Source organism: Arthrobacter sp. 92, from assembly GCF_050260325.1.
GTDB lineage: Bacteria > Actinomycetota > Actinomycetes > Actinomycetales > Micrococcaceae > Arthrobacter.
In genome coordinates this window covers 2931334-2952743 of sequence record NZ_CP189863.1, presented here as the reverse complement: position 1 = coordinate 2952743, position 21410 = coordinate 2931334, and the positions used below count along the sequence as shown (strand labels likewise).

18 protein-coding genes and 1 pseudogene are annotated in these 21410 nt (G+C 63.4%); 8 read left to right on the top strand and 11 right to left on the bottom strand.

Annotation, left to right across the window (positions count from 1 at the left end):
- Positions 1–16: 16 nt before the first annotated feature.
- Genes eda through ACP4XC_RS13645 form a run of 5 tightly spaced genes read right to left on the bottom strand, consistent with a single transcriptional unit; the run spans position 17 to position 4574 of the window.
- Positions 17–679: a bifunctional 4-hydroxy-2-oxoglutarate aldolase/2-dehydro-3-deoxy-phosphogluconate aldolase gene (gene eda, locus ACP4XC_RS13665; protein WP_427170506.1), complete on the bottom strand. Its 663-nt coding sequence runs from the start codon at positions 677–679 to the stop codon at positions 17–19.
- The gene (locus tag ACP4XC_RS13660; RefSeq protein ID WP_427170504.1) at positions 669–1583 is read right to left on the bottom strand and encodes an MBL fold metallo-hydrolase; all 915 of its coding nucleotides are present in this window, start codon (positions 1581–1583) and stop codon (positions 669–671) included. Before ACP4XC_RS13660 ends, eda begins: the two co-directional genes overlap by 11 nt.
- Positions 1580–2419, bottom strand: a complete 840-nt coding sequence (locus ACP4XC_RS13655; protein ID WP_427170502.1) for an ATP-binding cassette domain-containing protein — start codon at positions 2417–2419, stop codon at positions 1580–1582. Before ACP4XC_RS13655 ends, ACP4XC_RS13660 begins: the two co-directional genes overlap by 4 nt.
- Positions 2416–3471: an ABC transporter permease gene (locus ACP4XC_RS13650; RefSeq protein ID WP_427170500.1), complete on the bottom strand. Its 1056-nt coding sequence runs from the start codon at positions 3469–3471 to the stop codon at positions 2416–2418. Before ACP4XC_RS13650 ends, ACP4XC_RS13655 begins: the two co-directional genes overlap by 4 nt.
- Positions 3472–3518: 47 nt before the next feature.
- Positions 3519–4574: a substrate-binding domain-containing protein gene (locus ACP4XC_RS13645; RefSeq protein WP_427170498.1), complete on the bottom strand. Its 1056-nt coding sequence runs from the start codon at positions 4572–4574 to the stop codon at positions 3519–3521.
- Between the two features lie 136 nt (positions 4575–4710).
- Between ACP4XC_RS13645 and glmS the strand changes: the two genes are divergently transcribed.
- The 5 genes from glmS to ACP4XC_RS13620 all read left to right on the top strand — a co-directional run bounded on the left by glmS (position 4711) and on the right by ACP4XC_RS13620 (position 11390).
- Complete coding sequence (gene glmS / locus ACP4XC_RS13640) at positions 4711–6606, top strand: glutamine--fructose-6-phosphate transaminase (isomerizing) (protein WP_427170496.1); 1896 nt, start codon at positions 4711–4713, stop codon at positions 6604–6606.
- A gap of 206 nt (positions 6607–6812) precedes the next feature.
- Positions 6813–7940, top strand: coding sequence for a sugar ABC transporter substrate-binding protein (locus ACP4XC_RS13635; RefSeq protein ID WP_427170494.1), 1128 nt, complete (start codon positions 6813–6815; stop codon positions 7938–7940).
- 1 nt (position 7941) lies between these two features.
- Positions 7942–9492 carry a sugar ABC transporter ATP-binding protein gene (locus tag ACP4XC_RS13630; RefSeq protein ID WP_427170491.1) on the top strand — a complete coding sequence of 517 codons (1551 nt, stop codon included), beginning with the start codon at positions 7942–7944 and terminating at the stop codon, positions 9490–9492.
- Between the two features lie 86 nt (positions 9493–9578).
- Positions 9579–10541, top strand: a complete 963-nt coding sequence (locus ACP4XC_RS13625; protein ID WP_427170489.1) for an ABC transporter permease — start codon at positions 9579–9581, stop codon at positions 10539–10541.
- A gap of 54 nt (positions 10542–10595) precedes the next feature.
- Positions 10596–11390, top strand: coding sequence for an SDR family NAD(P)-dependent oxidoreductase (locus tag ACP4XC_RS13620; RefSeq protein WP_427170487.1), 795 nt, complete (start codon positions 10596–10598; stop codon positions 11388–11390).
- A 745-nt stretch (positions 11391–12135) separates the two neighbouring features.
- On the opposite strand, the gene ACP4XC_RS13615 is transcribed toward ACP4XC_RS13620, so the two are convergent.
- Positions 12136–13953 carry a glycoside hydrolase family 15 protein gene (locus ACP4XC_RS13615; protein ID WP_427170485.1) on the bottom strand — a complete coding sequence of 606 codons (1818 nt, stop codon included), beginning with the start codon at positions 13951–13953 and terminating at the stop codon, positions 12136–12138.
- Between the two features lie 572 nt (positions 13954–14525).
- On the opposite strand from ACP4XC_RS13615, the pseudogene ACP4XC_RS13610 reads away from it, so the two are divergent.
- A pseudogene (locus tag ACP4XC_RS13610) lies at positions 14526–14804 on the top strand (transposase); the annotation flags it as partial.
- Positions 14805–15246: 442 nt separating this feature from the next.
- Here the strand turns inward: ACP4XC_RS13610 and ACP4XC_RS13605 are convergent.
- The 4 genes from ACP4XC_RS13605 to ACP4XC_RS13590 are packed head-to-tail and all read right to left on the bottom strand — an operon-like array spanning position 15247 to position 19365.
- On the bottom strand, positions 15247–16473 hold the full coding sequence (locus tag ACP4XC_RS13605) for an N-acetylglucosamine-6-phosphate deacetylase (RefSeq protein ID WP_427170483.1): 1227 nt from the start codon (positions 16471–16473) through the stop codon (positions 15247–15249).
- A 6-nt stretch (positions 16474–16479) separates the two neighbouring features.
- Positions 16480–17295 (bottom strand): copper homeostasis protein CutC, encoded by an 816-nt coding sequence (locus tag ACP4XC_RS13600; protein ID WP_427170481.1) that lies wholly within the window; start codon positions 17293–17295, stop codon positions 16480–16482.
- A complete protein-coding gene (nagB, locus tag ACP4XC_RS13595) occupies positions 17280–18059 on the bottom strand; it encodes a glucosamine-6-phosphate deaminase (protein ID WP_427170479.1) in 780 nt (259 codons plus the stop codon). Before nagB ends, ACP4XC_RS13600 begins: the two co-directional genes overlap by 16 nt.
- A gap of 55 nt (positions 18060–18114) precedes the next feature.
- Positions 18115–19365, bottom strand: a complete 1251-nt coding sequence (locus ACP4XC_RS13590) for a PTS transporter subunit EIIC (RefSeq protein ID WP_427170477.1) — start codon at positions 19363–19365, stop codon at positions 18115–18117.
- Between the two features lie 213 nt (positions 19366–19578).
- On the opposite strand from ACP4XC_RS13590, the gene ACP4XC_RS13585 reads away from it, so the two are divergent.
- Together ACP4XC_RS13585 and ACP4XC_RS13580 are read left to right on the top strand one after the other, a co-directional pair.
- Positions 19579–19809: a glucose PTS transporter subunit EIIB gene (locus ACP4XC_RS13585; RefSeq protein WP_427170475.1), complete on the top strand. Its 231-nt coding sequence runs from the start codon at positions 19579–19581 to the stop codon at positions 19807–19809.
- Entirely contained in the window at positions 19809–20267 is a 459-nt protein-coding gene (locus ACP4XC_RS13580) for a PTS sugar transporter subunit IIA (protein WP_427170473.1), read from the top strand. Before ACP4XC_RS13585 ends, ACP4XC_RS13580 begins: the two co-directional genes overlap by 1 nt.
- Before the next feature lie 21 nt (positions 20268–20288).
- Here ACP4XC_RS13580 and ACP4XC_RS13575 read toward each other — a convergent pair whose 3' ends face one another.
- On the bottom strand, positions 20289–20957 hold the full coding sequence (locus ACP4XC_RS13575) for a GntR family transcriptional regulator (RefSeq protein WP_427170471.1): 669 nt from the start codon (positions 20955–20957) through the stop codon (positions 20289–20291).
- Positions 20958–21410 lie beyond the last annotated feature (453 nt).

The window sequence follows — 21410 nt, the reverse complement described above, 5'->3', positions numbered from 1 at the left end:
GGGATGCGGCGGGGCGTCAAGATGATGCCGCGCGGGTTCGGGTGGCATCGGCGGCGAGTTCGGCGGCCTGCGCGGCGCTGGTGCGGATTTCATCCCAGCGCCGGCTTGCGATGGCGTCGCGGGTGGCGATCCAGGAGCCGCCACACGCGACGACGGAAGGCTGGCCCAACCAGGCCGTGACCGTTTCGGCCGTGATTCCTCCGGTGGGCATGAAGGACACGTCCGGGTATGGTGCGCTGAGCGCCCGGACCAGCCGGATGCCTCCGATGGCCTCGGCCGGGAAGAGTTTCAGCAGGTGCAGCCCAAGGGACCGCGCCGCTTCGATTTCCGTCGGCGATGTGACGCCGGGAATGATCGGCACGGAGCGTTGCCGTGCGCGCCGGACGACGGCGGCGTTGAGGCCGGGGGAGACGATGAAGTGCGCGCCCGCGTCCGCGGCGGCGTCCACGTCCTCTTCGGACAGGACGGTGCCGGCTCCGACTAGAAGTCCGGGCACGTTCTCGACCATGCGGGCAATCGCTTCTGCTGCCGCATCTGTTCTGAAGGTGACTTCCGCGATGGGAAGGCCCGCTTCGACCAGTGTCCGGCCGAGCGGGATGGCGTCGTCGGCGTATTCGATTTCGATGACGGGAACAATAGCGAGCCGGCGAAGCGACTCTTCCAGATCCTCAGCGTTCATGACTGATGCTCTCTTCCTGCAGGGCGGCGGCTGTCCCGGGCGGGGCGATGCTGTAAGGGCGTCCGACGGTCGGGACCGTCCACTGAAGATTTCCCGCAGAGCGGGCAAATTCGGCGACGGCATCGTCGGGGTTGATGGTGTTGAAGTCGAAGAGTCCAAAGTGGTGCCCCACCATTGCGGGTATGCCCGCTGCCTTGCAGAGGCTGATGGCTTCCGTAACCGTGAAGTTTCCCGGCACGCCGTTTGTCAGCCGGTGGCTGTCGCGGCCGTTGATGGGCAGCAAGGCGACGACCACGCCGTGCTCACGGAGCAGTTGGGCCTGGCCTTCGTATGGGATGCAGTCGCCGGAGTGGTAGATCCGGACTCCGGCGATGTCGACGATGAAGCCCAGGAACACCGCATCCCCGTGCTCGTCGGTTTCCAGTGTTTCGTGTGCGGCGGGAACCGCGGTGACAGTGATGTCCGTAGCCAGCTCAATCCGGTCGCCGGCCGTGACCGGGGTGAACGATTCGGCCGGGACGTGGCGGTCCAGCGCGATCCGGGCACGGGCCCTCGGGGCAATGAACCGGGGGCTGTTCCGTGTCAGGAGTGCCTGCACGGTAGCGGGGTCCAGGTGGTCGGTGTGGGCGTGGCTGTGGAGTACCGCGCTAACGCCCTGGATTTTCGAGGGGTCCACGGGCACCGGGTGGAGGCGGGTGTGGGGGAAGATGGTGCCGGCATACTTGGTGGCGAGACTGTCCGAGAGGTACGGGTCCAGAAGCACTCTGCGTCCGGCATGTTCGAGTGCGAATCCCGCCTGTCCCAGCCACCAGAATCTGATGTCCTCGGATGGTGTGGCGGCCTGGGTCAGGTAGCCCAGGCCCGGCCCGTCTGCCAGGGGGCGAATGATGGGTTGGTAATTCATTGCCTCACCAGCCGCTCAGGGATGGTTTCGGGATCATGGTCTTCCGGGGGTGTCTGGGCTCCGGTCATGAGGGAGACGGCGTCGTTCATCGTGATCGCCGTCTTCTGCACGCACGCGATCCGCCGGCCGAGCCTCTGGATGTGGATTCTGTCGGCTACCTCGAACACATGCGGCATGTCGTGGCTGATGAGGATGACTGGAATTCCGCGGTCCCTGATCTCGGCTATGAGGTTGAGGACTTTGGTCGATTCCTTCACGCCCAGCGCGGCTGTGGGTTCATCCATGATGATGACGCGGCTGCCGAACGCGGCCGCGCGGGCGACGGCGACGCCCTGGCGTTGACCACCGGACAGTGTTTCCACGGCCTGGCCGATGTTCTGGATGGTCAGCAGACCGAGGTCACCGAGGATCGTTGCCGTTTCCTGGCGCATGGCCTTTCGGTCCAGCATCCGCAGTCCCCATCCAAGCGGTCCTGGCTTGCGGAGCTCCCGGCCCAGGAAGACATTGGCTGCTATGTCGCGGGCGGGAGCCAGGGCCAGGTGCTGGTAAACGGTTTCAATTCCAGCTGACCTGGCATCAAGCGGCGTGCGGAACCGTTCGGTTTTTCCGTCGACCCTGATTTCTCCCTCGTCCGGCACCACTGCGCCGGACAGGCACTTGATCAGGGATGATTTCCCGGCACCGTTGTCCCCGATCACGGCGAGGACTTCCCCCGGGTACAGGGTCAGGTCCGCGCCGGCGAGTGCGGTGACGTGCCCGTAGCGTTTGACCAGGTTCCGGGCGGAGAGGATTGGCGTGATCTGCCGGGTCCGTGCGGGGTTGCTTGTCGTTGTCATCCTGCGACCTTTCGTGTCCACTGATCCAGGCCGACGGCCACGATGACCAGGACGCCTGTGGTGAAAACCTGCCAGAGCACGTCCACACCGGTGAGTGTCAGACCGTTGCTGAACACCCCGATGATCAAGGCCCCGAGCAGGGTGCCCAGCACATGACCGCGGCCGCCGAAGAGGCTCGTGCCTCCGATGACGACGGCGGTGATGCTGGCAAGGTTCACGCCCTCTCCGGAGAATGGGCTGACGGAACCGACGCGCCCAATCAGAAGCCACCCGGCCACGGCACAGATCACGCCGGCGGTGATGTAGACGCCCATCAGCACCCTCGTGGTGCGTATCCCGCTCAGCCGTGCGCCTTCGGCGTTGTCGCCGACGGCGTAGATGTGCTCACCCCATGCGGTGCGCCTGAGGATGTAACTGACGACGATGAATGCTGCCAGGACGAGGATCGAGCCGAACGTCACCGGTGCACCCAGAACTCGTAACGTCTGGCCGGGCCACAGGAGCAGGTCCGGCAACGCATTTGCCTTGATCGTCTGGCTGCCGGAGACAAACAGGTTAAGGGCGGTGAAGATGCTGAGGGTGCCGAGGGTTGCGATAAAGGGGGGTACCCGGAACCGGGTGACCAGCGCCCCGTTGAGGAATCCGCACATTCCGCCCGTCAGCAGGCCCACGAGCAGTGCCAAAAGCGGAGGAGTTCCCGCTTCGGCGGCAAGCTTGCCGGCAATCACGGTGCTGAAGACCATCGCCGCGGCAACTGACAGGTCAATGCCGCCGGTCAGGATTATCAGCGTCTGTGCGATGCCGACCATGCCGATGATCTGTACCTGCTGCAGGATCAGGGAGATGTTCAGGGGTTCGATAAACCGGGATCCGACCGTGACGGTGAAGAAGATGCAGGCGAGGATCAGAACGGCCGTCGGCCCCAGCAGCGGGTGGGCATGCATGGCGCGCTGTATTCGTCCCATGAGCGGGACCTGCGGCTGGTCGACGAGGCGTTCCCCTACCCGGCGCGGGGGAGCGGGCGCCGTTGGTGGTGATGATAAGGACTTCATGGTGTGTACCTTTGCTGTTCAAAGAAGTGGTGTCCTGGGGGCCAGGCTCATCCCCAGCAGTTCGCCAGGCCCCAGGCTGTGTCCTTGGATTCGACTCCGGTGGCGGGCTTGTCGCTGATAAGGGTCACGCCCGTGTTGGTGAAGTCCAGACCCTGGCTGGCTGCAGGCCGTGTTCCGTCCTTGATGTAGGCGCTGATGGCCTGAAGCGCGTCACCGGCCATCTTCAAGGGAAACTGCATTGATGTGGCTCCGATGGCCCCGGTTTTGACGTTCTTGACTCCCGGGCAGCCCCCGTCAATGGAGACCACCGTCACTTTGTTCTCAAGGCCGGCGGCTTTGATGGATTCGAAGGCGCCGGCCGCGGCCGGTTCGTTGATCGTGTAGACGAGATTGATGGTGCGGTCGCGCTGGAGGAGCTTCTCCATGGCTGTGCGGCCGCCGGCTTCGTTGGCGTTGGTGACTTCGTGGCCGACAATGCGGGCGTCGGGCTCGTCGCCGATCTTGGACTTGTCGGCGACGTCGATACCGAACCCCTGAAGGAATCCCTGGTCTCGTTGGACGTCGACGGCGACCTGGGCGGGGCTCAGGTCAAGCATGGCGATACGCGCCTGCTTGCCGTTGAACTGGGTGGCCGCCCACTTTCCGATGAGCACCCCGGCCTGGAAGTTATCCGTGGCGTAGGTGGCATCGGCAGCGGAGGCCGGATTGGTGGGGGAATCGAGGACAGCGACGAAGACGCCGGCGTCGCGTGCCTTCTTGATGGCGGGAAGGATGGCCTCGGAGTCGGACGGAGCGATCATGATGCCCTTCGCCCCCCGGGCGACCAGATTTTCAATCGCCTTGACCTGGGAGTCATTGTCGCTTTGGCCCTGGCCGGACAGAGCCTGCAGGTCAAAGCCGAGCTCCGCTGCCTTCTGCTGGGCGCCTTCGCGCATCTTCACGTAATACGGGTTGTCGTCGGTCTTGGTGATGAGGCCGACGAGCGGTTTGGAACTGCCTGACGCTCCAGAACATCCTGAAGCGCCGATGGCGAGGCCGGCCGCGATCAGGATCGCCGCGGCGGCTTGGATCCTCGGTGCACGCCTTTGTGTACGGTTCAACATTTTTTGAGAGCCTTTCTCGCGTTCGGAAGCGTCGTCGCTCTGAACTCCGGGGTGCTGTTGACTCCACATTAGCAGGAATTTTCAACCGTGCAATAAGTTTTGGAAGAAAGTTCCCATCTCGCGTAATGTGTTTCCCATGTGTGGAATCGTGGGATACGCGGGAACAGCCGGCTCGGTCGAGACAGGGTTGCCCAGCCGGGCAGTGAGGGTGGTTCTCGAGGGGCTCCGACGCCTGGAATACAGGGGATACGACTCCGCTGGCCTCGCGGTTCTGGCCGGGAAGCGTGTTCATGTGCGCAAAAAGGCCGGACGGCTGGCGAACCTCTCGGCGCTGGTGGAAACGGAACCATTGCCAGCTGCGGCGGTGGGGATCGGGCACACGCGCTGGGCGACGCACGGGGCACCGACCGATGCGAACGCCCACCCGCATCTGGCTGACGATGACCGGCTCGCCGTCATACATAACGGGATCATCGAGAACTATGCGCCATTGCGGAACCGGCTGGCAATGGGGGGCCACGAGTTCCTTTCGGAAACCGATTCCGAGGTCGCGGCGGCACTTCTTGCGGATAACTACCGCAGTCTGGTTGGGAATCGGACGGGCGGCGACACCCTTGCCGCCGCGATGCGCCGGACCTGCGCGGAGCTGGAAGGCTCGTTCACTATTCTGGCCGTGCATGCCGACCACCCGGGCCTCATCGTGGCGGCCCGCCGGGATTCCCCTCTCGTGGTGGGCCTCGGCGACGGGGAAAACTTCCTGGGGTCGGACGTCTCCGGATTCGTCGACTTCACCCGCCGTGCCGTTGAACTCGGACAGGACCAGGTCGTCAGCCTCACGGCGGATGATGTCACCATCACCGACTTCCGTGGCGTACCCGTGGCAGGGAGGGACTTCGCCGTCGACTGGGAAGCGGCCGCAGCCACCAAAGACGGCCATGCCTCATTCATGGCCAAGGAGATTCATGAACAACCCGAAGCTGTCCGCCGCACACTAGGCGGGCGGCTCGGCGCGGATGGAGCGGTCTCGCTGGGGGACCTTGGAGTCACTGACGAAGTCCTGGCGGGCATCCGGAAGATCGTTATCGTTGCCTGTGGAACAGCCTCTTACGCGGGCCAAATTGCCAAATATGCCATCGAACGTTGGTGCCGCATTCCCGTTGAAGTCGATCTGGCCCACGAGTTCCGATACCGCAGCCCGCTGGTTGACGGCCGCACGCTCGTGGTTGCCATCTCGCAGTCAGGCGAGACGATGGACACCCTAATGGCCGTTCGGTACGCGCGGGAACAGGGCGCACCAGTCCTTGCGATCTGCAACACCGTCGGTGCGACAATTCCGCGCGAATCAGATGGGGTGCTCTACACGCACGCAGGGCCCGAGGTTGCCGTAGCCTCCACCAAGGCATTTCTCACCCAAGTGACAGCAGGACTCCTGCTCGCCCTCCACCTGGCGCAACTGCGCGGCACCGGCGACCCGACGGAGATCTCAGCGGCGGCGCGGGAACTGGCTGGCATGCCGGCAAAGATCCAGACCGTGCTGGCAGGCGAAGCTCGGATAGAGGCCCTCGCCGCGTCGATGACCGACGCGACAGCAGTACTCTTCATCGGCAGGCATGTCGGGCACCCGGTTGCCATGGAAGGGGCCCTGAAGCTCAAGGAACTGGCCTACATCCATGCCGAAGGTTTCGCCTCCGGCGAGCTCAAGCATGGCCCGATTGCCCTGATCGAGGCCGGGCAGGCGGTGATTGTCATCGTTCCTTCGCTGACCGGGAGCCCGGTCCTTCACGCAAAAATGATGTCCACAATCCAGGAGATCAAGGCCCGCGGCGGCCGTGTCATCGCCCTCGCGGACGAGGGGGATGCCGCAACCGGGGGCTGGGCGGACACAGTGCTGACCATACCGGCGTCCGCCCCTCTGCTCGCACCGCTGTTGACCGCCGTGCCGTTGCAGCTCTTCGCGGCGGCCCTGGCGGGCGCCAAGGGGCTGGACATTGATCAGCCGCGAAATCTTGCCAAATCAGTCACTGTGGAATAGCGCACGGAAACAATCTAGAAATTTCCGCCAAACCTATAGTTTTGGCGGAAATTTCTTGCTACGGTAATGCTATTGCCAATGAGGGCAAACCCACTGCATCCCCAACTGGTCCCGGCCACCGAAATCCTGCCGCCAGCCACTGCAATGGCATTCAGAGAGGCCCCAACATGTTTCAACGGAGAAACCACCAACGGGGAAGCGCGGCCGTGGCCCTGCTTGCCTGTCTCATGCTGCTGACCACGGCCTGCGGGTCAGCGAAAACCAGCCAGACATCACAGGCAGATTCCGCCGCATCCGCCGCGTTCACAGCCAAGGTCACCGCCGATGTGGCCGCTGCCGCGGCGCCGCAAACCCCCACGACCAACCCCATACCGGCCAGCGCATCGCTCTCGGGCGGGGCCAAGAAGATCGTGATCATCCCCTGTTCCATGGCGGTCGAAGGGTGCGCCCGGCCGGCCCGCTCAACACAGGAAGCCTCACGGCTCCTTGGCTGGGATGCGACCATCGATGACCCCGCAAGTGACAGCACCAAGATCTCCGCGGCCATTCAGCGGGCCGTTTCGCGGAAAGTTGATGCCATCGCCCTGACGTCCATCGACGCCGCCGCAGTCCAGGGCGACATCAAGTCCGCCAGGGACGCAGGCATCGCCGTGACCTGCAACATGTGCGGCAACAAGGACGACTTGTACCAGTCACTGATTCCGGCTCTGGACGCCAACAACAAGGGCGGCTACATCCTGGGGGAGTTCGCTTTCCTTGAAGCACGCAAGCGTTTTGGTTCAGCACCCAAATTCATCGTCCTGACAGACCCGGAATTCGACACCGTCAAGGCCCGGGTGAGCGGACTCAAGCAGTTCATCGATGACTGCAAGGCCGCCGGAGCAGGCTGTGAGCAGGTCGCGGAAAGTTCCTTCCTGGCAGGTGAAATCAGCACTGTGGCTCCCGGGCGGGTAGCCCAGCTGGCGCGCAGCAACCCCCGATACAACGTGCTGTTCGCAGGATTCGACGCTGCCATGCTGTTCTTCTCCCAGGGCCTGCAGCAGGCTGGACTCGCTGACTCCAAGAAGGCTTTCGGGATTTCCGTGGACGCCGACGTCGCCAACACAGAGATGATCCGCAAAGGCGGGTTCCAGGCGGCCTCGATCGGATTTGCCTTCGGCCGCGCAGGCTATGGCCAGGTGGACAATCTGAACAGGATCTTCAGCGGCCAGAAGCCCCAGGACCAGGGCATCAGCGGTAAACTCGTCACCGCCGAGAACGCCCCGGCCTCCGGCGGCTGGGACGGCGACTTCGACGCAGCAGCCCTTTACAAGGGACTGTGGAAGGTCAGCTGATATGAACACCGCCGATTCGCCCCGCACCGTCCTCACGGTGCGGGGTCTGTCCAAGACTTTCGTTGGTCAAAAGGCTCTTGACGCCGTGAACCTTGAGCTGCGCTCGGGTGAAGTACACGCACTCCTGGGCCAGAACGGCTGCGGAAAGTCCACGCTCATCAAGTGCCTCGCCGGATTTCATCACCCGGACGAAGGCGCCGAAATGACTCTGGACAGTGCGCCCGTGACCCTTCCCTTCGAACCCTCCCAGGCCGCGGCCATGGGTTTGGTGTTCGTTCACCAGGATCTGGGCCTCATTCCGAATCTTTCCATCACCGAGAATTTCGAAGCCTCAAGGCGTTACGGGGCCGGGCTCTTCTCAAAGATCCGGTGGTCACGAATGAGAGAAAACACCACCGCGGAGCTGGCACTCCTTGGGCACCCGGATCTTGACCCCGACACGCCGGTCGGCCGTCTGCCGATAGCCCAACAGACCATTGTTGCCATAGCGCGGGCGCTGAGCTCAGCCGGCGAGGGGGCCAAAGTCCTCGTCCTGGACGAACCCACGGCTGCCTTGCCCGACTCGGAAGCCGCACTGCTCTTCAAAGCAGTCCGTCGGGTCGTGGACAGGGGCGTGGCCGTCCTCTATGTCACCCACAAGCTCGAAGAGCTGGCCGCATTTGCGGACAGGGCGACAATCCTGCGCGATGGCCGGAACGTGGAAACAGTCGACATAGCCGACACCGACCGGGACAGACTCGTCCGGCTGATCGTTGGACGAGACGTCGAGGCCGTGCCCCACGCACAAGGGCAACGGTCCACAGGAGAACAGCTCCTGGACGTCCGCGGCATCACCGGAAAACGGCTGAGGGACGTCTCGTTCAACATAGGTGCCGGCGAAATCATCGGGATCGCGGGAATGCTGGGATCAGGCCGGAGCGAACTCGCCCGGATTCTCTTTGGCGCACAGGAACCGGTCAGCGGCACCATCAGCGTCAAGGGCAAAGAGTGCCGCTTCAGGACGCCCCGGGATGCGGTGGCACGGAAGATCGCCTTCATCCCGGAGAACCGCCGCCGGGACGGCGGAGTGCTGGACATGAGCGTCGGTCAGAACCTCACGATGCCTTCAGTCGGCCGGTTCTGGCGCGGATTCAGGCTGTCCAAAGCCACGGAACGAAAATGGATATCGCAAAAAATCGGCGAATATGATGTCAGACCCGCCTCGTCCGGCAGGCTGTTCCGGGTGCTTTCCGGAGGAAACCAGCAAAAAGTCGTTATCGCCAAATGGTTGGAAACCAATCCCGACATCGTCATCTTTGACGAGCCCGTCCAAGGTGTGGACATCGGTGCCCGGGCGGAAATATTCGACCTCATCCACCGCGCGGCGGAACGGGGCGCCGCGGTTGTGTTGATCTCCTCGGAAATCGAGCAGATGATTGCCCTCAGTCATCGGATCCTCACTCTCCGGCACGGCCGCGTCGTTGCCGACGAATCAACCACAGGCCTGACCGCCGGCAAGGTCACCCAGTCGATGTACTTCGACGGCGAAAGAATTAAGGAAACCTCACCATGACTTCGACCCTAGACCCGACACCAGCGCCAACGGCAGCCGGCAAGCCCGGCAAATCCGGGAAGACCGGTAAGCCCAGGAATCGCTTCATGAACAGAGGACCCAACGAAGCTCTCCCACTGTTCTTCGCCCGGATAGCGCTGCCGCTGCTCCTGGTGCTTTTGATCGTCGTCTTCTCCGTTGCCGCCCCCGATACCTTTGCAACGGTCGACAACCTCAAGACGGTGCTGAATCTCCAGGCGGTCCTGACAATTCTGGCGATTGGACTTCTCCTGCCGCTCATCGTCGGTGAACTCGATCTCTCCGTCGCGGCCAACCTGGGCCTTGGACTGATTCTCGTTACGGGGCTGACCTCGCAACAGGGCGTACCGGCGGTCCCGGCGATGGCTATCGCCATAGCAGCGTGCACCGCCGTCGGACTCATCAACGGGCTGCTGGTCAGCAAAGTCGGGATCAATTCCTTCATCGTCACCATCGGCATGAGTACAATCCTCACGGGGCTGATCGGCGCCTACACCCTCGGCAACGTCTTCTACGAGAACATCCCCAAGGAGCTCACAGAGCTGGGCCAGGGGAACTTTCTTGGCATTCCATTGCCCGTGGTCGTCGCGGCAGCCATTGGACTGATCGTCTGGTACGTTCTGTCTCAGACCCCGGCAGGACGTTTCCTCTACGCCATTGGCGGCTCACGGGATGCCGCACGGCTCTCGGGAATCGCCGTACCACGGCTCACGATCGGCGCATTCGCCGGGGCAGGCGCCCTGGCCGGCATCGCCGGCGTCATCCAGGCGGGAATCCTCGGAAGCGGCAGCCCAACAGTGGGGCCACCGATGTTGCTTCCGGCCTATGCCGCGGTCTTCCTCGGCGCCACCGCATTCCTCCCCGGAACGTTTAACGTGTGGGGCACCATCGTTGCCGTGATCACTCTCCAGGTCGGCACCACAGGATTGGCCCTCATTGGAGCGCCGTTCTGGATTGAACCCTTGTTCACCGGCACAGCTCTCATCGCCGCCGTGGCTGCCACGAGGTTCCTGCGCGGCGAAGCCACCTAAACCGGGCAAGAGAAGCCCCGAAGAAACCACCCCATCAACAAGAAGGCGAATCACATGAAAATCAATCTTGAGGAAAAGAAGGCTCTGGTAACAGGGTCCAGCCAGGGGATAGGCCTCGCTATCGCCAAGGGTCTCGCTGAAGCGGGGGCCACCGTGACGATCACCGGCCGCAATCAGGAACGGGTGGAGAAGGCCGCCCAGAGCGTCAACAACCTCAACCTGCCAGGACGACTGATACCGCTCGCGGTGGACCTCTGCACGAAGGAGGGAACGGCCAAACTCTTCAGCACACTTCCCGCCGTGGATATCCTGATCAACAACCTCGGCATCTTCGAGCCCAAGTCATTCTTCGACATCGACGACGACGAATGGATCAGGTATTTCGAAGTCAACGTCCTGACGGGAATCCGGACCTCACGCCAGTACCTTCCCGGGATGATGAAAGAGGGCTGGGGCCGCGTTGTCTTCATCTCGAGCGAATCCGCGCTCCAGATTCCGCCCGAGATGATGCACTACGGTGCAACAAAAACGATGCAGCTAGGTATTTCCCGCGGTCTGGCGGAACTGACGGCCGGGACCGGCGTCACCGTCAACTCTGTTCTGCCCGGACCGACGTTCTCAGAAGGCGTGTCCGAATTCGTCGTGAAGATGGGGGGAGATTCCCAGCTCTCCGCCCGGGAACAGACGGATGATTTCGTCAGGGAACACAGGCCCACATCGCTGCTGCGGCGCGCAGCCACGACAGACGAAGTCGCCAACCTGGTCGTTTATCTCAGCTCACCCCAGGCCTCTGCGACCGTGGGTGCTGCCGTGTCTGTTGACGGCGGCACCCGGCGGGCGATCTTCTAAACCGAAGTGAACGCCCGCCGCAGCTGTGGAGGGCGACTGGCACCGACGCGTGGGAGAGGGACCCATGGCCAGGCGCCAGCCCTCTCCACGCCCGGTCCTGTCTTGACTTTCCGGCAGCGTGATCTTTGTTCCGAGATGGCCACTTCGACGGCTATTTACCTGCGGGGCAGACCATGAGGCGGGCCTTGTGTTTACTGGACGGGCAGGAATGGGACGCCCAGGATTTCGCAGCCAAACCCAAGGACTGGAGGATCCGCCACAGACGCCATCTCATATGCCTTGGCTGCCGTTCCCGCGCCTTCTTTCGGGACACTTCCAGGCACGGGAGCAGGGCTTTCTTCGGCGCAAGACCTCATCGGCGGGCTTGTCCCCTCATTTCCTACAGTTACGGCGTCTTCAGGTACCTGCAGTAACGGACCCGCGCCGCGCGCGTCGGCCGGCTCAGGAACGAGACTCGGAGCTGCATATCTGGCAGGTACACCTTCCCTTCTGTGTCAACGACATGACGAGGTCGTACGGAGCGGCGAGGGTCGCGTTGTAACGCGGGCAGACGTTCGCCGACTATGACCCGTGCCACTAATGAGTGCCCGTACGCGAACTCTCCGTGACCAGTCGCCGAAATCGGCAAGCCGATCATCCGTGACTTCCCGGGCGCCCTGGATTGCCGGGACACTAGTCGACAAGGATCGCAGGGGCAGGATGGCTTCATCCCTTCAACGGGCGCCAGAGATGCGTGCCTATTATTTCAATGCTTCGGTTGGAGGCTGAGGCGGTCCACGCCGTGCATGGCGTCTGCGGCCCGCACCAGGGTCAGGTGGGAGAAGGCTTGAGGAAAGTTTCCCGCCATGCGCTTTTCCTGCAGTGAGTATTCTTCGCTGAGCAGGCCGAGTTCATTGGAGAGTCCCACCAGCTTGTCCATCAGGTTCCCGGCGTCGGTCCGGCGTCCCGAGCGCGCGTACTGTTCCACCAGCCAGAAGGAGCACGCGAGAAACGGATGCTCGCCCGGTTCCAATCCGTCGACGCCGGTCTCGGTGCGGTAGCGCAGCAGCAGTCCCCCCTCGGTGAGAAGCTCCTTTTCCAACTGGGCGACGGTGCCGAGCATGCGCTCGTCGTCGTAGGCAAGGAAGCCAACCTGGGGCAAGGTCAGCAGGGCAGCGTCCATCTGCTGACCGCCGTACGTTTGCGTGAAAGCGTTGAGGTCCCGGTTGAATCCGAGATCCATTATCTCCGCGGCCAATCTTTCGCGGAGCCTCTCCCAATGTTCCACAGGACCCGGCAGGCCGTGGTCGCGAACGGCCCTCACCCCGCTGTCAAACGCGGCCCACATCATGACTCTGGAGTGGGTGAAATACTGGGCATCGCCTCGCATTTCCCACAGGCCGAAGTCTTTGTCCTCGAGGTGATTTTCGACGGAACCGAGCAGCGCCCGCTGGAGCGCCCAGGAAAAATGGTCCTCTTTGCCCCCGGCGAGACGAAGCCTTTCAAGCGCCACCATTACCTCACCGACCACATCAGCCTGGTACTGGGCGACGGCAGCGTTACCGATGCGTACGGGTCTGGCATTCTGGTATCCGGGAAGGTGGATAAGCTCCTTTTCTGTCAGGTCCCGTTCACCCCCCACGCCGTACATTATTTGCAGGTCCTCGGGATCGCCGGCGAGGGCGCGCAAAAGCCAGTTACGCCATTTCAGCGCCTGGGATTCATAGCCGTGTGTCAACATGGCCTCCAACGTCAAGGACGCATCGCGCAGCCAGCAGTAGCGGTAGTCCCAATTGCGCGGCCCGCCAAAGTCCTCCGGCAGGGAAGTGGTGGGCGCGGCGACAATGCCTCCGGTCTCATAGTGGGTGAGCGCGCGCAGCACCAGCAGCGAACGCTTCACTGCAGCGCCGTATTTGCCGTCATCGCGGCAATTGCTGGCCCAGATGGTCCAATAGTCCGCCGCCAGTTCGAGGGCGTCATCGACATTAATGGCCGCCGGCACATCCTCGTGCGAGGGGAACCACGTCAGTTCGAAGTCCACGGTCTGGCCCTGGGCAACCGTAAATTCCCCTGCATGCCGGTGTCCTTCGGCCATCGGAAGGTGCTCTCCCCGTAGGGCCAGGGCGTCCGGACCCGACATGGCCAGCAGTATCTCCGCACCCCGGACCACCGCGCTATCTCGGACCCGGCTTACCCAAGGTAATACGGTGGCGTATTGGGGCCGGATTCTGATCTCCTGCCGCATACGGACCGCCCCGCTCAGTCCGGTAACCCGTCGGAGCAGTGACGACCGTGGCTCACCCACCGGCATGAACTCCGTCACTAAGACCCGTCCGGTGTCGGTCTGCCACGTTGTCTGGAGCACAAAGGTCGAGTCCACATAGCGGCGGTCAAGGACCACGGCCTCCGGCCGGCTCGGTGCCAGCAGCCACCGGCCGTGTTCCTCGCTCCCGAGCAGGGCAGCAAAGACCGAGGGCGAGTCGAAACGGGGGAAGCACAGCCAGTCCACGCTTCCTTGCCGGGAAACAAGAGGTCCGGTGTGAAGATCGGAAAGCAGCGCATAATCTTCTATTGGTGCGGCCATGCTTCACTCAATCACGAGGGCACGGAATCCAGATAGGCGTTCTCTTCCCCCGGTGCCTGATTTCCGCCGGCTGCTTCCGTCTGCGCGGCCGTGCCGACTATCCGGCAACGGGGACAGGAGGTCACGCATTGGTTCGCTACCGGCGACGACCTGTTAGAGCTGACCCTCGCGAAGACCACGTCCACTGACCTCGCCGACGGCTGGAAAAGTCTTCATGTCAGGGGAGCATCTCAGGCACGGGTAAGCCGAAGGCCTGGAGTGCAGTCGAAGAATGCCGGCTGTACAACGCGCGCAAACGGAACGATGAGCCATTGGTTGCCGTAAAACTCCACGTAGGAGTCGGAGGGGCAACGTGCAAAGGCTTCTTCGCGAGTCATCGTGGTGTTCCCTTCTATAGTGTTCGAACGGGTATGGCTTGACCCAAGCCGCATCCTAAAGTCCTGCAGCACTGCAATTTCTGGGATGCCGAGCGCGGTATGGTGTGTTGTTACTCACAATTATAGCAGAAAGTTTCCGCCGAACTCTATGCTCAGAATGGAATTTTCCGTCAAGAACATTCGGAGGTTATCGAGGGTCACGCAGCGGCGCACTTCCGCGAGGTATTCGGCGCCAGGGTCTGCCAAAGGCACGATCTCGCGTATCACGGAGAAGGTCATCGGGGGATGACCGAGTGGCAGGACCGGCCACTGGACCGGGTTTACCCGGTGGTGTTCATCGACGCGATCTTTCGTCTTGGTCCGTGACCGTCAGGTCACGAACCGGCCGGTCTATGTCGCGATCGGCGTCAGCGTGAACGGTGAAGCGACATCCTCGTGCTGTGGGCCGGGGACGGCGGGGAGCGGGCGAAGTTCAAATCTTCTTTTATGGGCTCCTCTGCCCGGTTCGGTTGAGAGCCTTCGAGCTCGCCGTGGGCTCGGGTGTTCGATCACGGATTCTCGGAGCGCCCTGGACCTAATCACTGCCTTGATCATTGCCTTGGGGTGCGGGCGGGGGAGCGGATAGCGCGTTGGAACATTGTCCAAGAGATCCGCCGGGCGGACCGTCGGCATACTCTGGTCGGTCGGAATAGCTGTAGCCCGCTGGAGACCGAGGAGGGCGGTCCCCTGGCGCGTGAAGAGGGTCCGTGTGGAGGACTCACCGCGGCGGGAAGCAAAAGTCGCGCCACCGACGTCGGAGCCTTCGCAGAGCCATGCCGCGGCGCCCTGGCTGGGGCGATCCGCCTGGGCTCGCTTCGGTATTCTTTTTGGGCACCTGGCCCCGAAAATCATTTCGGCGCCCGATGTCAGGGAAACGTTAAAAGTGTCGGGCCGGGGGTGCCTGCCATTTGCCACCCCGCAGCACGCCAGTGAGGACCAGATCCGAGTCAACCACGACGACGTCGGCGGGCATCCCCGTGCGGATGTCGCCGGCCTTCGACGAGAGTCCGAGGACTGCTGCCGGGACGGCGCTTGCGGACGTCACTGCGTCGCTGAGGGAAACACCTGCGGTGACCGTGGCACGGACGACGTCGAGCAAGGTGGCTGTTCCACCGGCGATGGCCCCGGTGCTGTCCACCCGGGCTACGCCTCCCCGAACGGTGACCCCCAGTGTGCCGAGCCGGTAGTGGCCATCGTGGAGTCCGGTGGCTGCCATGGAATCTGTGACCAGCGCGATGTTCTCGGCTCCCACCAGTTCGAATACCGTCTTGACCGTTTCGGGTGCGAGGTGGACGCCGTCGGCAATCAGTTCAACGACGGCGGCCCCGGCCCGTGCTGCGCTGAGGCAGGCCGATACGGGGCCGGGGGAGCGGTGGTGCATGGCTGGCATTGCGTTGAAGAGATGAGTGACCGTTGGCCGCCGCCCCTCCTGGGCTTTAGCAAGTCCGGTGGCAGCGCGGTCCAGGAATGCTGCGGCGACTCTATGTGCTGCTGCGGTGTGTCCGAGTGAGGGCAGCACCCCGCGGGCAGTGAGCAGGTCCAGGAGTTCGGGCGCGCCTGGGAGTTCGGCTGCCAGGGTTATGGAGGCCAGGGACGGGCCGGCGGCTTCGAAAAGGTCGGCCATCAGGCAGGCGTCGGGTGCCAGCAACAATGCGGGGTCGTGCGCGCCGCACTGGCCGGCCGAGAGGAAGGGGCCTTCCAGGTGTGAGCCTGCAATCAGTCCTTCCTCCTGTAGTGACCGGAGGGCCTTGAGGTTGCGCAGCAGATCGGCGGGTGCCGCGGTGACCAGGCTGGCGAGAAGCGTGGTCGTTCCGTGGCTGTGAAGGTAGCGGGCAGCAGAGCGGGCGCCCTCCACTGAACCCTCGGAGAAATCTGAACCGTTGGCGCCGTGGCAGTGCAGGTCCACCAGGCCCGGCAGCAGAATGCTGCCGGCAGGACCAGTTTTGACGCCAAAGCCAGAGGGTTCGCCACCATCCAGTTCCCCGCGAAATCCTGATGCCGGTCCGGCGTACGTGATGTGGCCGCCGTCCATGGCGAGGAGCCCGTCGTTGATGTCCATGCTCCGGGAGACGATGCGGCCCCGCAGTATCTGTTCCCTGCCCATTATTCTTTAGCCTCCTGCTGTCAGCGCCGTGGCGATGCTGGCAGCGAGTAGGGGATCGGCAGCAGGTGCCCTGGTCCCGGTGGAATGGTTTTGCGGCCGGGCAGAGGAATGGACGGCGTGGACCCCGCTTTTCAGGAGTGCCGGCACAAGTTCGAGCCGCACCCCGCCTCCGGCCATGATCTGTATCGACGGGGCGTGGGTCCGTCCCAGTTCGACCAGCCGGGTCAGCATCTGCAGGCCGGCGGCGCAGTCGGGCCTGCCTCCGCTGGTCAGCACCCGGTCGACACCTGCATGTTCGAGCCTGGCAAGGGCATCGGCGGGATCCACGCCCGCGGCCAAGGCGGCGTCAAAGGCGCGGTGGAACGTCACCTCCGCGGAGGGATGGTGTTGGCGGGTGATCCCGGAAATCCGGGCCAGCGCTGCAACGTCCGGGCCGCCGTCGGCGGCCAGCATGCCCACCACGACGCCGGCAGCTCCGGCTCCCAAGGCCGCAACGACGTCGTGCTCGACCACCTCAAGCTCCTCACCGGTGTAGGCAAAATTTCCCGGCCGGGGGCGGATCAGCACATGGACCGGCAGGTCCACCTGGCATGCCTGCTCAATGGTTCCGATGCTTGGCGTAATGCCATCCGTTTCGGCAAGGGCCGCGCAGAGTTCCACCCTCGCAGCGCCCACGGATGCTGCCAGGCGCACTCCGTGGGCATCTTCCACTGCCAGTTCGAGCTTTGGCAATGTGGAGGTGGAGGCCCACTGGGGGCGGTGCCCCACAGTTTGCCTGCCCGCCGCGCCCTGATCCTCCGCCACGCTTAGAGTCCCTGCCATTGGGGTTTCCGCCCGAACGTGTCCTGGTAGTAGTCCCGGTGAGCCAGTTTAGAGGCTGCGGCTGAGTCCACCAGGACCGTGACGTGGGGATGGAGCTGGAGGGCTGAGGCAGGGCACACCGCCGCCACTGGACCTTCCACGGCTGCCGCGAGGGCCTGCGCCTTGGTCGCGCCCACAGCCAACAGCAGAAGGTGCCGTGCCTGGCGGATGGTGCCCAGCCCCTGCGTCAGCACATGGTCCGGAACGTCCGCCGGATTCTCGAAGAAGCGTGCGTTGTCCTTTCGGGTCTGCCGGGTCAGCGTCTTGATTCTGGTCCGGGAGGCCAGTGAGGACATCGGCTCATTGAAACCGACGTGACCGTCGGTTCCAATTCCCAGGATCTGGATATCCACTCCTCCCGCTGCCTCGATGCTGGCCTCGTAGCGCAGGGCCTCAGCGGCAGGATCCGCTGCCACGCCATTCAGTCCGTGCACGGCGTCCGATCCGAGATCCACGCTGTCCGTAAACTCCTTGCGGATAACCGAATGATAGGACTGCGGATGCGTGGCGGGCAGGCCCAGGTACTCGTCCAAGAGGAAGGCCCGCGCGTTGGTGAAGCTCAGCCCGTAATTGCGGTGGCGTTCGATGAGCTCCTGGTAGGTGCCCAGGGGAGTGGACCCGGTGGCAAGGCCCAGGACGGAGGGTCCGCTGCGGACCTGTTCCTCGATGGCGTCTGCTGCGGCGCGGGCCACGTCGGCGCCAGTGGGAAGGATGATGATTTCCATGCGGTAAGAATGCTTTCGGTTGCTGTGGGTGGGAAGGTAACGGTCAGTGCAGCTGCTACTTCGCCGCGTCGGTTTCGACCGTGACTTCGTCGTCTTCCCTGCCGGGGGTGCGGAGGTTCCAGCGCTTGATCACGAAGGAAAAGAGGAAGTAGTAGACCCCCCCGTAGCCCAGCCCGATCGGAATGAGCAGCCAAGCGTTCTGGGCCTTGCCGAAGTTCAGGATGAAGTCGATCAACCCGGCCGAGAAGGTGAAGCCGTCGTGGATCCCCAGCGCATTCACCAGCGCCATGGAGGTTCCGGTCAGCACCGCGTGAACGATGTAAAGCGGAAAGGCAACGAACATGAAGGAGTACTCGAGCGGTTCTGTGATGCCGGTAAAGAACGCTGTGAGGGCGGTGGAGAGCATAATCCCGCCCACCACCTTCTTCTGCGACGGCTTGGCGTGGCGCCAGATGGCCAGGGCCGCCGCAGGGAGGCCGAACATCATGATAGGGAAGAAGCCGGTCATGAATACGCCAGCGGTGGGATCACCGGCGAAGAATCGGTTGAGGTCGCCGCGGACCAGGTGCCCGGAAGCGTCAGTGTAATCACCGATCAGGAACCAGACGCCAGAGTTCAGAATGTGATGCAGGCCTGCGGGGATGAGCATGCGGTTGGCGAAACCATATACGCCGCCGCCGAGCACGGCGTTACCAGCCACCGCCTCGCCCACGGCGGACAGGCCCGCGTTGAAGAGCGGGTAAACGAGGGCAAGGACGACACCGGCGACAAGGCTGGCCATGGACGTCAGGATTGGCACCAAACGGCGGCCGCTGAAGAAGCCCAGGAAGTCCGGCAGTTTGGTGCGGTAGAACCGCTGCCACAGAGTCGCCGATAGAAGGCCCACCACGATGCCGGCGAGAACGCCGTAGTTGATCAGTGCGGGCTTTCCGGCGGGGTCAACCTGTCCTGCCAGCACGAGTGGGGACATGGCCTTGAAGACGCCGTCAATCACCATATATCCCACCACGGCTGCCAGTGCCGTGGAACCGTCTGCTTTCTTTGCCCAGCCGATGGCGATACCCACTGCGAAGATTAGAGGGAGCCAGGTGAAGACGGCGTTACCGGCCGCCGAGATCACAGCCGCCCCTCCCTCGAATCCAGGAATGGCGCCAAGCAGGTCTGCCTGTCCGATGCGAAGGAGGATCCCTGCCGCGGGAAGTACCGCGATGGGAAGCATCAAGCACCGGCCAAGGCGCTGCAGGATGGCAAAGGCCCTGTTTGGCTTCTTCTCTTGAGCCAGGGCGGTGATCTCGGATGATGACATGGTTGCACCTCTGCGGATTGGGGGCTTGTGAAGTGACGGCTCCAGCCGGTACTGTCTGGTTATGACCAGTTCAGTGTGATTCATCCCACGACCGCCTGTCAAGGTAGGAATCCGGTGGGAGTGCCAGCGATGAGCCGCAGAATTAGTCCCCCCGGCCGCCGGCCCGGGTGTGCAGGAGTGTCCCCCGCGGGGGCACCGTCAGGAAGGACAGTTATGTCTAAAGCAGAAAAGATCGTGGAAGGGCTTGGCGGAGCGGCCAACATCGTTGACGTGGAAGCGTGCATCACCCGACTCCGCACCGAAGTGAAGGATTCCTCGCTCGTGAACGAAGCTTCACTGAAGGCCGCCGGGGCGCACGGCGTATTCTCCTCAGGAACCGCTGTCCAGGTGGTCGTCGGTCCTGAAGCTGACACCCTGGCCGAGGACATCGGGGACCTGCTCTAGTGGCGGGGCATTTGGTTGTCCACGCACCGCTGAGCGGGACTGTCATTCCCCTTAGCGAGGTGCCGGACCCCGTTTTCGCCGGGCAGATGGTGGGGTCGGGAGCTGCGGTGGAACCGCCTGCAGGGGAAGCATTCGACGTTGTCTCACCCGTGGCCGGGAGGTTGGTCAAGCTCCTGCCGCACGCGTTCGTGGTGGTGGAGGACTCGGGCCGTGGCGTACTGACACACGTAGGCATCGACACCGTGAAGCTCAACGGCGAAGGTTTCACGCTGCTGGTGGCCCAGGGTGACACCGTCAGCGCCGGGGCTCCCGTCGTGCACGTGGACCCCACAGCTGCCCTTGCGGCCGGTTACTCGATGGTGAGCCCCGTCGTCGTGTTGGACACCAATCCCGACACGGCCACACTAATGGCCTCCGGAGCGGTGACCGCCGGCGTCGGCCTGTTTTCCATGGGCTAAAGCCGGTTGGGGAGGTGCGGCCTAAAGCCGCACTTCCATGGTCAGTGAGTACCGGTCGGACCGGTACCAGGACCGGGAGTGCTCGATCGCTACGTTTCCCGAGTAGGAAACGCGGTCAAACGCCAGCACCGGCGCCCCTGTGCCCGTGCCCAGCAGCGCCCCCACATCCGCCGGCGCGCCCTCCGACCGAACGCTTTGGCGAGCACGGTCGATCTGGTGGCCGAACTGGGCGGCAAGGGCCTTATAGACAGAACCGGTCAGGTCAATCTCCAGCAGGCCGCCCGCATAGGCAGGGTTGTACCAGGCGTCATCGACGCTCACGGGCCTGCCGTCCGCCAGACGAAGCCGGCGAAGATGGATAGCTTCTGCCCCCTGCCCCAGACCCAACGCCTCAGCGGTGGCGTCGGGAGCATCAGCGGTCTCGGCCACCAGTACCACGGTGCTCGGCACATGGCCCATGGCCTCCATCTCCTGCGTGAAGGAGGCCAAGTGCAGGGTGGACTGCACGGGGGAATCCGCCACGAAGGTGCCCTTGGCCGGAACCCGTACCAGATGTCCGTCGTTCACAAGACGGCCGATGGCCGCCCGGACCGTGATCCGGCTTACGCCATAAGAATCCATAAGCGTTCGCTCGCTGGGAAGCCGAGCCCCCGGTTCCAGTTCCTCCTTGACCAGCTTGAGGATAATCATGCGCAACTGCTCGTGCTTGGGAACGTGGGAATTACTGATGGCGCCCAAAGCTTGCCGAGTGCTTCCGGCTGTCGCTGTCGCTCGCAATTCGACCCCCTGATCCTGGAGCGGTCCGGTAATGACCACCGCTTCGGATTATGCCACAGGACTGCCCCCGCGGCGGCAGGAACCCACCCGAAACCTTCCCATCAGTGGGCACCTAGCGATCGCACCAAGTGAAACGCCGATCATGGACCAATCGTGGGCGTGCCATTGCCGGTATTTGTAGACATCGGAGCAGTTGTCGACGCGCGCGCGACGTAATGCGGTATTCGGTATCCAGGGTGAAAAGCACCCAGTAGGCACCACGGCGTGCAGCGCCCAGGCATTGGTGACGGGCTTGCTGAGCCGGTAGAGGTTCTCTGCGCGCGCGCCCAGTGACGACTTCGATGATCGCTGCTCACTTCCCGGGAC

What these genes read in the sequence shown, in the direction of transcription:
- ACP4XC_RS13585 (WP_427170475.1), top strand. Translation starts at nt 19,579, where the DNA reads ATGTCTAAAGCAGAAAAGATCGTGGAAGGGCTTGGCGGAGCGGCCAAC.
- ACP4XC_RS13615 (WP_427170485.1), bottom strand. Translation starts at nt 13,953, where the DNA reads ATGGCCGCACCAATAGAAGATTATGCGCTGCTTTCCGATCTTCACACC.
- ACP4XC_RS13600 (WP_427170481.1), bottom strand. Translation starts at nt 17,295, where the DNA reads ATGGCAGGGACTCTAAGCGTGGCGGAGGATCAGGGCGCGGCGGGCAGG.
- nagB (WP_427170479.1), bottom strand. Translation starts at nt 18,059, where the DNA reads ATGGAAATCATCATCCTTCCCACTGGCGCCGACGTGGCCCGCGCCGCA.
- ACP4XC_RS13630 (WP_427170491.1), top strand. Translation starts at nt 7,942, where the DNA reads ATGAACACCGCCGATTCGCCCCGCACCGTCCTCACGGTGCGGGGTCTG.
- ACP4XC_RS13620 (WP_427170487.1), top strand. Translation starts at nt 10,596, where the DNA reads ATGAAAATCAATCTTGAGGAAAAGAAGGCTCTGGTAACAGGGTCCAGC.
- eda (WP_427170506.1), bottom strand. Translation starts at nt 679, where the DNA reads ATGAACGCTGAGGATCTGGAAGAGTCGCTTCGCCGGCTCGCTATTGTT.
- ACP4XC_RS13590 (WP_427170477.1), bottom strand. Translation starts at nt 19,365, where the DNA reads ATGTCATCATCCGAGATCACCGCCCTGGCTCAAGAGAAGAAGCCAAAC.
- ACP4XC_RS13625 (WP_427170489.1), top strand. Translation starts at nt 9,579, where the DNA reads ATGAACAGAGGACCCAACGAAGCTCTCCCACTGTTCTTCGCCCGGATA.
- ACP4XC_RS13575 (WP_427170471.1), bottom strand. Translation starts at nt 20,957, where the DNA reads ATGATTATCCTCAAGCTGGTCAAGGAGGAACTGGAACCGGGGGCTCGG.
- ACP4XC_RS13605 (WP_427170483.1), bottom strand. Translation starts at nt 16,473, where the DNA reads ATGGGCAGGGAACAGATACTGCGGGGCCGCATCGTCTCCCGGAGCATG.
- glmS (WP_427170496.1), top strand. Translation starts at nt 4,711, where the DNA reads ATGTGTGGAATCGTGGGATACGCGGGAACAGCCGGCTCGGTCGAGACA.
- ACP4XC_RS13650 (WP_427170500.1), bottom strand. Translation starts at nt 3,471, where the DNA reads ATGAAGTCCTTATCATCACCACCAACGGCGCCCGCTCCCCCGCGCCGG.
- ACP4XC_RS13645 (WP_427170498.1), bottom strand. Translation starts at nt 4,574, where the DNA reads ATGTTGAACCGTACACAAAGGCGTGCACCGAGGATCCAAGCCGCCGCG.
- ACP4XC_RS13660 (WP_427170504.1), bottom strand. Translation starts at nt 1,583, where the DNA reads ATGAATTACCAACCCATCATTCGCCCCCTGGCAGACGGGCCGGGCCTG.
- ACP4XC_RS13655 (WP_427170502.1), bottom strand. Translation starts at nt 2,419, where the DNA reads ATGACAACGACAAGCAACCCCGCACGGACCCGGCAGATCACGCCAATC.